This is a genomic window from Radiobacillus sp. PE A8.2, assembly GCF_045635475.1.
In the GTDB taxonomy this organism is placed as follows: Bacteria; Bacillota; Bacilli; order Bacillales; family Amphibacillaceae; genus JBJGXI01.
Genome location: NZ_JBJGXI010000028.1, coordinates 56,910 through 68,915, shown reverse-complemented (window position 1 = coordinate 68,915; position 12,006 = coordinate 56,910). Strand labels below are relative to the sequence as shown.

The window sequence follows — 12,006 nt, the reverse complement described above, 5'->3', positions numbered from 1 at the left end:
TGATAATTAACTTAGATAGAACCCAATTTGCTATTCTTATGATAAAATATTGTTTATGATAAAATAAATTTATATGTGATTAAATAAGGCGGTAGGTAAATATGAAAAAGCTAATCGGTATTGATTTGGGTGGCACAACAGCGAAATTTGCTATCTTAACGAAAGATGGAGAGGTTCAACAAAAGTGGAGTATCCCAACAAATGTGCAAGATGAAGGGAAAAATATTGTCCCTGACATTATCGAGTCAATTAATCATCGGCTTGACTTGTACGGTCTAACTTCGGAAAACTTTCTGGGGATTGGAATGGGTTCCCCTGGGTCGGTTGATATTAACGACGGGACAGTAATTGGTGCTTATAATTTAAATTGGCGCACCTTACAACCAGTCAAAGAACAAATCGAAGCGGGCACGAATATCCCATTTTTCATCGACAACGATGCAAACGTAGCAGCACTTGGCGAACGCTGGAAAGGTGCTGGTGAAGGGAGTGGCAATGTTGTCTTTATTACACTCGGTACAGGTGTAGGTGGAGGAATTATTGCGGAAGGAAACCTTGTGCACGGTGTCGGCGCTGCGGGAGAAATTGGCCATATTACCGTTGACCCTGAAGGATATGCGTGTAATTGCGGCAGTGTTGGTTGTTTAGAGACGGTAGCTAGTGCAACAGGAATTGTACGTGTAGCACGTGATCTATCAGAAGAATATGCAGGAGATTCTAAGCTGAAGTGGTTAATTGATGATGGACAAGAAGTTACTGCTAAAACGGTTTTCGATCAAGTAAAGGATGGAGATCCTCTAGCTGACATGGTAGTGGAGAGATTCTACTCTTATTTAGGATTAGCGTGCAGTAATATCGCAAACGTCTTAAATCCAGATTCGATTGTCATCGGCGGTGGCGTTTCTGCTGCAGGAGAGACGCTGATTAACGGTGTGCGAAAGTACTTTGATAAGTACGCTTTTCCACCGATAAAATCAGTAACAAAGTTAAAGCTTGCAGAACTTGGCAATGACGCTGGCGTTATTGGTGCTGCATCATTGGTTAAGGAAAATGTAGAGTAAGTATAAAACTAACCATAGAGTAGACTAAATAAACCCTAAGAAACTGGTTTTGAAGGAATGTTAGGCACCAAGCATTGTTACTACCAACTTTAGTCATACTACGGAAAATTTGTCTGCAAAGTAAATAGGTAATGTCTATCACAGATAGTCCAAACCTTTGAAAGCTTATCAAAAGGCCACAGTTGAGCTGTGGCCTTTTGTTAGTTAAAAATTTTGATGGACACACAAGCACTTATTTCGCATGAAATGCAAGTTTTGCTAAATTGGCGGTCACCACAGCACTTATTTATCAATAACAGCATACTGAAACAATAAAATCACCTAAATAAGTGCGCTGGTGGCCGCACAATTCTAATAATGCCTCATTTGTCACAAATAAGGGCACGGGTGTCCGTCAGCTAATCACTGCTAACATTGGCGGTTTTCTTTCAACATTCCTTAAGTAGTTACAGCAGTATTCACAATGAACCTCAATAAATGAATAATCATCGCAATATGCCTGGTGATTACATTCCTAAACAATCCGAAAATTCGAATCAAGTCCTTAATAAATACGAGTAGATCAAAAAGTGTAGATGGTGTGCTACGCTTTTTGAGGTTTTGCAAACTAGATATCACGCATCCTGTAAAATTCACACCCAATTCAATTGTGAAAAAAGGTGTCATATATTAATAACATATTCACACAAAGTTTTAGGTTATTAAAAACGGTTCACATGTGATTAATATATGACACCTATATGTTTATTATATAGGTTGTGAAATATCTGATAAACAGTAAAAATTATACTTATAGATTAAAAGAAGCGTGAGAGGGAATCCATGCTTTTTTTAGAAAGCGCTTACTAAAAAGGAGGAATAATGTGTTTAAACAAAAGAAGTTCCTAATAATAGGGTTATTATTTATAGGCGTATTTATAATAATACTAGCTTTGGTAATGACCTTAAATAAAGAGATCCCGACAGAAGTAGCTGTTAGCTCTCCAAATGGAAAAGTGAAAATGGATTTTGTAATAACGGATACGGGAGTACCAACATACCAGCTTTCCTACAACGAAACATCTATTATTAAGCCCTCGTCTCTAGGATTTGAGTTTAATAGTATAGAAGCATTAGAGAGCAATTTTGAGATTGTGGAAATTGCAACTAATGAGTTTAATGAAATGTGGAAGCCAGTTTGGGGAGAAAAAGCTGAAGTAAAAAACCATTACAATCAACTTATCGTTTATTTAAAAGAAAAAGAAGCACCAAATCGGAAGATGAATGTAGAGTTTAAGGTTTATGATGATGGAATTGGCTTTCGTTATGTCATTCCTGAACAAGAAAACGTACCAGATTATTTAGAAATTACAGAAGAAAATACGGAATATAAGTTTGCAGGAAATTATGATACCTGGTGGATTCCTAATGATTGGAATAGTTATGAATATCCTTATCAGGAGACACCTCTAAATAGTGTAAAAGAGGTAAGCACACCTTTTACAATGAGAACTTCAGAGGGTATTCATCTTACTGTTCATGAAGCCGCACTTGTAGATTACTCCGGAATTGCATTACAAGCAGTTGAAGGGGAAGAGAATACTTTAAAAAGTATATTGGCGCCATGGCAGTTAAGTAATGTAAAGGTGAAAAAAGATTCGTACCCTATTCAAACACCTTGGAGAACGATTCAAATTGGAGAAGATGCAGGTGATTTAGTTGAGTCCGATTTAATCGTCAACCTTAATGAGCCAAGTGTCATAGAAGATACCTCTTGGATTAAGCCAATGAAATATGTTGGGATATGGTGGGGAATGCATGTAGGCAAAGCTACATGGGAATCAGGTCTGAAGCACGGTGCTACAACTGCAAATGTGAAGGATCATATTGATTTTGCTCATGAATTTCTTGATTCAGAAAACCAAAATGTAGGTGTTCTCGTTGAAGGTTGGAATATTGGTTGGGATGGAAATTGGACTGAAAATGGTGATTTATTTGACTTTACAGAAGCTTATCCTGACTTTGATTTGAAGGAAGTGACGAAATATGCTCAGGATAAAAATGTAGCATATATTGGACACAATGAAACAAGTGGTGACATTGATAACTATGAAGAGCAGATTGGAGATGCTTATGATTTGTATGAGGAGCTTGGCATTCATGCAATTAAAAGTGGGTATGTAGCAGATCAGGGAATTAAAGATCCAGTTGGACATAATCATCATGGGCAGTACATGGTAAATCACTATTTAAATGCAGTGAAACTTGCAGCTGAACATGAAATCATGATTAATACACACGAACCAATTATGGATACAGGTCTATATCGAACATATCCTAACTGGATGACACGTGAAGGTGTAATGGGACAAGAATATAATGCATGGAGTGAAGGGAATCCGCCTAACCATTTAACTGTCTTACCATTTACTAGAATGATGGCGGGTCCAATTGATTATACGCCTGGCATATTTGACGTTGAGATTTCAAACAGAGCAGATAATCGAGTTCAAACAACACGTGCACAGCAACTGGCTCTTTATGTAACTATCTCAAGTAGCATGCAAATGGTTCCTGATTTACTTGATAATTACAAAGATGCGCAAGGAAATATATTGCCAGAATTTGAGTTTATAAAAGATGTTCCTGTTACTTGGGATGACATTATTGTCCCTAACGCGAAAATCGGCGACTATATTACTGTTGTTCGACGTAGTGGTGAGGAATGGTATATAGGAAGTACAACCGATGAAAATGCTAGAGAATTAGATATTTTGCTGGATTTTTTAAACAAAGACCAAAAGTATGTTGCAGAAGTCTATAGTGATGGTCCGAATGCCGATTTGTATTCTAATCCGACTGAAGTTAGTGTGGATCGAGTAATTGTTGATGCGGAAGACACTTTAATAGCATCTTTAGTTCGTGGCGGTGGACAGGCTGTTCGATTATACCCAGCAACAAATGAGGATCTAAAAGCTTTACCGAAAAATTAATCATCGTTATATAAGCGTGACCCAAAGTGGAATTAGCTTTATATTCAAATGCATGGTGTGTTTTTTTAAGGAATAACCATTAAAAGGTGGAATATATCTCTAAGGGTCATAAACTTTATTGATTTTAATTAGATATGTGATATTCTTTCGATGAAAGGGGTTACATTTTTCGCTGATCTGATTCTGAACTTTCGGTCCCCTCTAGTTTGACAGTAACATCCCCACTTAATTCGTTGAATGAAATAAGTGTCAGGGATCAAACTGGATTGTCTCGGCAATAGAGGCATGTTTTGGTGAAATTATTAACTAATGTTGCGATGAAAGTGAATAGTGACATTCATTGTAAACGGGGAACGCGAAGGCAATGTTATGGTTATGTGGAAGGTGTCTATGACCGTATTCAATATAAATTATTTAGGAGGAATAAAAATGAAAAAGTTATTTTCAAGTGTATTAGCTATTGTAATGGTTCTATCTTTTGCAACTGTAGCGTTTGCGGACACAACATACCAGGCAGAAGATGCTAACCTAGTAGGAGCAACAAAATCAGATGCGGCTGAAACAGCTTCTGGTGGAGAATATGTATTAGGTTTTGACGATCCATCATCTGATGCTGTTGAGTTTACTGTAACGGTATCTGAAGCAAAATCTTATGAAGTAGAGTTAGGTTATGCAACTGCAATGGATAATGCTTCAGTATCTGTAAATGGAAACGTTGTGACAACTCCATCTACAGGTGGTTGGGCAGATAACGGATTTGGTACAACTACAATGACGCTTGATCTTGAAGAGGGCGAAAATACAATAACATTTAAACAGTCTACTGATTATGTACAATTAGACTACATCAAAGTACTAAGTGATGGTAATGGACCAGAAAATCCACAGACTGGTGATGAGGGCACAGCACTATATATGGTTTTTGCGGCAGTTGCTCTTGTTGGTGGTATCGTGTTAGTAGCTTCTAGAAAGAAAATTCTTAAATAATAATAACTTTAAAAGTTAATGCAGTTCCACTTGGGAACTGCATTAACTAAATACTGATAGGATCAAACTGTTTTCATCAGTTAGCTACAAGTGATTAATTTGAAGAGGGATAATAATGAAAAAAGTATTGAGCCATTTTAAAAAAATAATAAAAATGGATAGATCGAAAAGTAATTCAAAACTAATATTATATCGAGCTTCTATAGTGATTTGTGCTACTATTTTTCTTCTTTCTACTTTTGTGGTTGGGAAGTATGTGATGGCAAGTATGAAAGATCAGGAAACATATGAGGATCTTCAAGAACAATTTCATGAAAGTAATCCGCATTCAAGTAGTCTAAATGATGAGGAAGAAAATGATGAAGATGAATCAATAGAAAAAAAAGAAGTACTACCGATTTTTAAAGGAATGTTGGAAATGAATCCAGACACAGTGGGATGGATCCGCATTGCAAATACGCATATTGATTACCCAGTTGTTCAAGGAATTGATAATGAATTTTATCTGAACAACAATTTTAAAAAGCAAGAAAGTAAAGCAGGATCAATATTTATGGATTACCACAATTCTATCCATCTATTCGACCAAAACACAGTGATTTATGGCCATCATATGAAGAATGATACGATGTTTTCCGATTTAATTAAATATAAGAACAATGATTTTTTGCAAAAAAATCCAATAATAGTCTTTAATACGATTTACGAAGAATTACGTTGGGAAATATTTTCTGTTTATGTTTCTGATGTTCAATTCGATTATATTGAAAATGATTTTAATACGGAAGAAAACTTCCGGAATTTTATAGATACAACTCAACAAAAATCTTTGTTTGACACAGGAGTTGAAGTAACTAGTGAGGATAACATTTTAACATTATCAACTTGTGATTATGATTTTGATAATGCTCGAATGGTGATCCATGCGAAATTACTTAACGACTAAACAAATGAGTAAATAGTACTTTTTGGTAGAAATTATTTCAATCAGTGAACTAAGTAAAAGGAGGGGCCGATTTGAAGAAGAAACTGATATCGATTGCTTTTAGTATAATGTTAGTATTTTCTCTATCAACTTCTGCATTTGCAGATACACTTCACGAGGCAGAAAATGCAACAATCGTAGGAGCAGGCACTGTTAATTCAAGTGATGATGCATCGGGTGGACAATATGTAAGCGATTATAATGATCCAGAAAATGATAGTGTGGAATTTAACGTAAATGTAGAAAGTGCAGGAACTTATGACGTTGAATTATCCTATGCAACGCCAATGGATGATGCAACAGTAAAACTATTTGTTAACGGAGCAGAAACAGAACTACCTCTTAATAATACACCGGATTGGGGAAACTTTGAAACTACTATGTTCAATGTTACCCTTCAAAAAGGAGACAACACGATTAAAATTGTAAGAGGGTCTGGTTATGTCCAATTAGATTACATTCATGTATCCCTTGATGGAACTATTTATGAAGCAGAAGGTGCAACGATTGTAGGAGCAGGTACTGTAAATTCAAGTGATGATGCATCAGGTGGACAATATGTAAGTGATTATAATGATCCAGAAAATGATAGTGTAGAATTTAACGTAAATGCTGTGACTGCTGGAACATACGAGATAGAGCTATCCTATGCGACGCCGATGGATAACTCAACTTTAACGCTATTTGTTAACGGCAGTGAAACACAACTACCTGTACCAAAAACAGCAGATTGGGGCAACTTTGAAAGGGAAATATTTACTGTTGACCTTAACGCAGGTGACAATACAATTAAGTTCGTAAGAGGTACAGGATATGTACAACTAGACTACATCGAAGTAGCATTGAAACAAGCTACATCGGATGAAGGATCAACGGACGACGGTTCAACAGACGACGGAACAACAGATGAAGGATCAACGGACGACGGTTCAACAGACGACGGAACAACAGATGAAGGATCAACGGACGACGGTTCAACAGACGATGGAACAACGGATGAAGGATCAACGGACGACGGTTCAACAGACGATGGAACAACGGATGAAGGAACAACGGACGACGATTCAACAGACGATGGAACAACAGACGACGGTTCAACAGATGATTCAGTTTATGAAGCAGAAGATGCAACACTTAATGGAGCGGCAAAAGTCGAAGGAAGTAATGATGCATCCGGTGGTAAATACGTAAGTGGTTATGACAATCCAGCAACTGATAGTGTTGAATTCAATATAGAGACACCAGCAGGTGGAACATATCAAATAGAACTTTCGTATTCGACAATTATGGATAATGCTTCTGTGAATTTATTTGTTAACGGTACGCAAAAAGAAATATCAACACCACCAACTGAGGCTTGGGGAACTTTTGATACAAAAACTTTTACGATTGATTTAGATGAAGGTACCAATACGTTGAAGTTTGTAAAAGGTTCTGGTTACGTTCAGTTAGATTATGTGAAGGTTACTCCATCTACCGATGATTCAAATGACGAAGAAACTCCAGATGAGGATCAGACTGGTGGAGATGGTGAAGAAACTAAGGATGATTCTATTTATGAGGCAGAAGATGCAACGCTCAATGGTGCGGCATCTGTTAGTAACGGAGAAAATGCTTCAGGTGGTAAATATGTAAGTGGTTATGATAATCCAGCAACAGACAGTGTTGAATTTAATGTAAATGCATCGTCTGCTGGAACATATCAAATGAATTTATCTTATGCTACTTTAATGGACGATGCTACTGTTAAGCTATTTATTAATGGTACAGAGAAAGAAATACCAACTCCATCAACTTCTGATTGGGGCATGTTTGAAACTGTTACTGTTAATATAGATCTTCAAGCTGGTGAGAACAAAATAAAATTTGTAAAAGGTTCCGGCTATGTACAATTAGATTATATTCAAGTTACACCAACAGATGATAATAGTGATACAGTAACTGAAATCGTCAATGATGTAGATGACTTAGCTAAAAATGCTTCTACAAAGGTATATTCATATCAGCTTACTTTGGATACAATTAAACTTACAAAAGAATTACTTGCTAGTTTAGAATCAGGTTATTCTGTAGAACTATCATTTGGTGGAGTGAAAGTTAAGATTCCAGTTGATATTCTGAAAACAGGTTCTGACGTTACACTTAACTTTGGTGATGTGTCTAAAACTATTACTGCTAAAAATAGTGATGCTCTAAGTAACTTATATGACTTTAATTTGTCCGCAACAAGCAATTTTGCAAATAATCCAATAACACTAACGTTTACTGTTGATCCATCAAAGGTAGACAATTGGGATGATTTAAAAGTCTTCTACATTGATGAAAATGGAAACAAGCAAACCGAGATTGCACCAATTTCCTACAATGAACAAACAGGAGAAGTAGTTGCAAAAGTAACGCACTTCAGTATTTATGGTGTATTTGAAGTTACCGAAAAGCAGCCTACACAAGGCAACAACGGAGGTAACGGAAGTAACAGCGGAGACAGCAGTACTTCAAATGAAGTAACATATGAAGCTGAAGAGGCTAGACTTGTTGGAAATGCTTCCGTAACAACAAGTGAAGGTGCATCAGGTGGAAAGTATGTTAGTGGTTTTGATAATCCTGACACAGATAGTGTGGAATTTGACGTAAATGTATCAAAAGCAGGAGAGTATAAAATAGAAGTATCTTATGCAACCTTAATGGATAATGCTACATTAGTAGTATTTGTTAATGGTAACAAGAAAGAGATTGCAACTCCTTCAACAGGAGACTGGGGCGTATTCGATAAAACATCCTTCTATGTAGACTTAGAAGAAGGGGATAATACGCTTAAGGTAGTTAGAGGAGAAGGTTATGTACAGCTCGATTATATAAAAGTATCTTCTAGCAATGGCGAGGTGAATCCACAAACAGGAGACACTGGAATCATGCCATATGTGTTTGTTGCAATTCTGGCACTTGGTGGCTTAGTTCTATTAACGGTATCTAGAAATAGAATACTAGGGTAATTTTGCGTCGAATTGTTATCTTCTCGACCTATCAAAACTATAAATAGAATTAAACCAAAAAGGCATTCGACTTCATACGGTCGGGTGCCTTTTTTACCATGGATCTTAATGACAACAAAGTAGCTCTTTATATACTAAAGTGTGTGTTGTTATGGTAAAATTTGAGTATTGTCATAGGAAAGAAAGAGTGTGACAGAATAATTTGAGTTTTGTATTATCGGAATCTACAAGAGATGTAGGTGGCACACATGAAAACGAGGTTACGTAAAGGGAATAAAGCATTGATAAAAGATATTAACCGCTCTTTAGTTATTGAACAAGTGCGTTTAAATGGCCCTATTTCTCGTACCGATCTAGCTAAAAATACCGATTTAGGACTTTCTACTATCACAAACATTGTAGAAGGGTTAATCAGTGATGATTTAGTAAGTGAAGTAGGTTCGGGTTTTTCTAATGGTGGACGAAAGCCCGTATTTCTGAAATTTAACGAAAAAGCAGGGGCAGTTATTGGAATTAAAGTAGAACCAGCAAAAATAATATTTGCTCTTACAGATTTAAATTCACATATATTGCATAGAAGTTCTGCTTCTTTGGATCAACATGCGACTAATGAACAACTTTTGAAATTAATTACGAACGAAATAAACAGAATACAATTAAATGTAGATAAAGGTACAACATTATATGGAATTGGAATTGCGATTTCAGGATTAGTAGACCGTTCGCAAAACAGATTAGAGTATTCTCCAATTTTAAATTGGGAAAATTATGATTTTGGACCTCTAGAGGATATTTTCAATGTTTCGGTCTTTGTTGATAATGATGCAAACGTGTTTACTCTAGCACACATGTGGTCAGGAAAGTGGAAGGAATATAACCATTTTATAGGTGTGACGTTTGGTGTGGGGATAGGAACAGGAATTGTAGTCGAAAAAAACTTGTACCGTGGTTCCTTTGGCGGAGCAGGTGAATTTGGTCATATCGTCATTCAACGTGAAGGAACACTATGCTATTGTGGGCAACGGGGTTGCCTGGAAATGTATGCTTCAGATGAGTACTTAATACAAGAAGTGCGCAGTTTAGCAAAGCTTGGTCTGATCAAGTGGATGGATACTTTAAATGATATAACGTTAGATGAAATATATCGATTAGCTCAACGGGAAAACGAAGAAATTCAACAAATTCTTACTAAACAAGGCCAAAACTTAGGGATTGGACTAAAAAGTATTGTAAACTTGCTTAATCCGGAAGCCATTATTATCGGTGGAGAAGGTATTAAAGGGATGCCTTTTGTAATGAAAGGTATTAAAAAAGAGCTCGAGTATAACTTTTTTTCTCGCCATAACAAACAGTTAAATGTTCACATATCTGATTTAGGTGATGATGTCTGGTTGATTGGTGCTTGTGCACTCGTATTGGACAATCATTTTCGAATTTCAATTTATCAATAAGTTCAGCAAATGAAAAGGTGCATTATTTCTCGTGAATTAGAGAGATATAATGCACTTTTTTTTGTTTTGGAAAAATGATGAAGAAACAGTCAAATATTATACACCAACCTCATAATGTAAACGGTTTCTGCTTGGAGCTGTTTTCGGCATAATTAAGGTATCTTACAGCTTAGGGGGAAAAGAAATGAAAAAATCAAAATTAATGTTTTTATTTGCAATAGTATTAAGTCTTGTATTTATAACTATTGGTTGTTCATCAGATGGAGGAGACACAGCTAATGGCGGTGACTCATCAAATGATGGCGAAAATAGTAATGGCGGCGAAGGTAATGCAGAAAAAACGGTAATTGATTATTGGCACACATACGGTGAACAAGAGGAAAAAGTATTATTTGAAGAAATTAAGCCGGCTTTTGAAGAAGAATTTCCTCAATATGAATTAAAGCTGACTCGTCAGCCATTAGAAGGTTTAAAACAACAAGTAATAGCAGCAGTATCAGGTGGGGTAGCACCAGATTTAATGAGAATGGACATTATTTGGACTCCTGAATTTGCAGCATTAGGAGCTTTAGCTGATGTAGGTGCAATGGAAGGTTTTGAAGAAGTAAAAGCAAATCTATTTGAATCACCGATGGCGACAAACTTCTATGATGGCTCGTATTACGGCGTACCAATTAACACAAACACAAAAATTTCAGTTTATAACAAATCTGTTTTAGAAGCAGCTGGTTTTACTGAGCCTCCAAAGACGATGGAAGAGCTTGAAGAAGCGGCAAGTGCTGCAGTGAATAATGGTGTTAAAGGCGCGATCAATGTAATGGGTGTTGGTAAGACTTGGGACTACCTTCCATACTTTTGGAGCTTAGGTGGAAAGTTAACGGACGATGAAATCACTCAGTTTGATGGTTACTTAAATAGTGCAGAAAGTGTAAAAGCGATAGAAACTTTATACACTTGGTACGAAGAAGGTCTAATAAGTGAAACTCTTTTAGGCGGCAGACCAGGAACTTGGGAAGGTATTGAGACGGGTGAGTACCTTGCAATTGATGATGGCCCTTGGTATTTCAGTATTTTAGCAAATGATGCAAGTAAACCGAATCCACTTGATTACACAGTATGGAGTACAATTCCTGAAGGAGAAGGCGGAAGTCACTCTGTAATTGGGGGAGAAAACTTAGTAATTTTCAATGGTGCAGAGAACCAAGAAGGTGCTTGGGAATTCGCTAAATGGATGACTGGTGAAAAAGCACAGGAAATTATGGCTAGAGGTACTGGTCTAATTCCAACCAATACAATTGCTGCTCAAGATGAACAATTCTTAGAGCTACCTTATGCACAGGAATTTGTAAATCAGTTGGAAACTGCTTTACCACGACCATCTTTACCAGGTTGGTCAGAGATTGACCGGACTATCTCGTTAAATATTGAAAAAATATTCCGTGGTGAACTAGGTGTGCAAGAAGCTTTAGATATTGCAGCTCAAGAAGCCGACGAAATATTACAAGATTAATTAAAATCCTTACAGCTAAAAGAGGAAAGAACACTTCACAACTATCG

7 protein-coding genes are annotated in these 12,006 nt (G+C 36.6%); all 7 read left to right on the top strand.

Annotated elements, in window-relative coordinates:
- Positions 1–101: 101 nt before the first annotated feature.
- The 7 genes from ACI6MV_RS15280 (at position 102) to ACI6MV_RS15250 (ending at position 11,959) form a co-directional block, all read left to right on the top strand.
- Positions 102–1,061, top strand: a complete 960-nt coding sequence (locus ACI6MV_RS15280) for an ROK family glucokinase (protein ID WP_407271184.1) — start codon at positions 102–104, stop codon at positions 1,059–1,061.
- 863 nt (positions 1,062–1,924) lie between these two features.
- A complete protein-coding gene (locus tag ACI6MV_RS15275) occupies positions 1,925–4,033 on the top strand; it encodes a glycoside hydrolase family 97 protein (protein ID WP_407271183.1) in 2,109 nt (702 codons plus the stop codon).
- 429 nt (positions 4,034–4,462) lie between these two features.
- The gene (locus ACI6MV_RS15270) at positions 4,463–5,020 is read left to right on the top strand and encodes a CBM35 domain-containing protein (RefSeq protein WP_407271182.1); all 558 of its coding nucleotides are present in this window, start codon (positions 4,463–4,465) and stop codon (positions 5,018–5,020) included.
- Positions 5,021–5,135: 115 nt separating this feature from the next.
- Positions 5,136–5,966 carry a class B sortase gene (gene srtB / locus ACI6MV_RS15265; protein WP_407271181.1) on the top strand — a complete coding sequence of 277 codons (831 nt, stop codon included), beginning with the start codon at positions 5,136–5,138 and terminating at the stop codon, positions 5,964–5,966.
- Positions 5,967–6,037: 71 nt separating this feature from the next.
- Positions 6,038–8,998: a CBM35 domain-containing protein gene (locus ACI6MV_RS15260; protein ID WP_407271180.1), complete on the top strand. Its 2,961-nt coding sequence runs from the start codon at positions 6,038–6,040 to the stop codon at positions 8,996–8,998.
- 248 nt (positions 8,999–9,246) lie between these two features.
- On the top strand, positions 9,247–10,449 hold the full coding sequence (locus ACI6MV_RS15255) for an ROK family protein (protein ID WP_407271179.1): 1,203 nt from the start codon (positions 9,247–9,249) through the stop codon (positions 10,447–10,449).
- A gap of 184 nt (positions 10,450–10,633) precedes the next feature.
- The gene (locus tag ACI6MV_RS15250; RefSeq protein ID WP_407271178.1) at positions 10,634–11,959 is read left to right on the top strand and encodes an extracellular solute-binding protein; all 1,326 of its coding nucleotides are present in this window, start codon (positions 10,634–10,636) and stop codon (positions 11,957–11,959) included.
- The last annotated feature ends 47 nt before the right edge of the window (positions 11,960–12,006 follow it).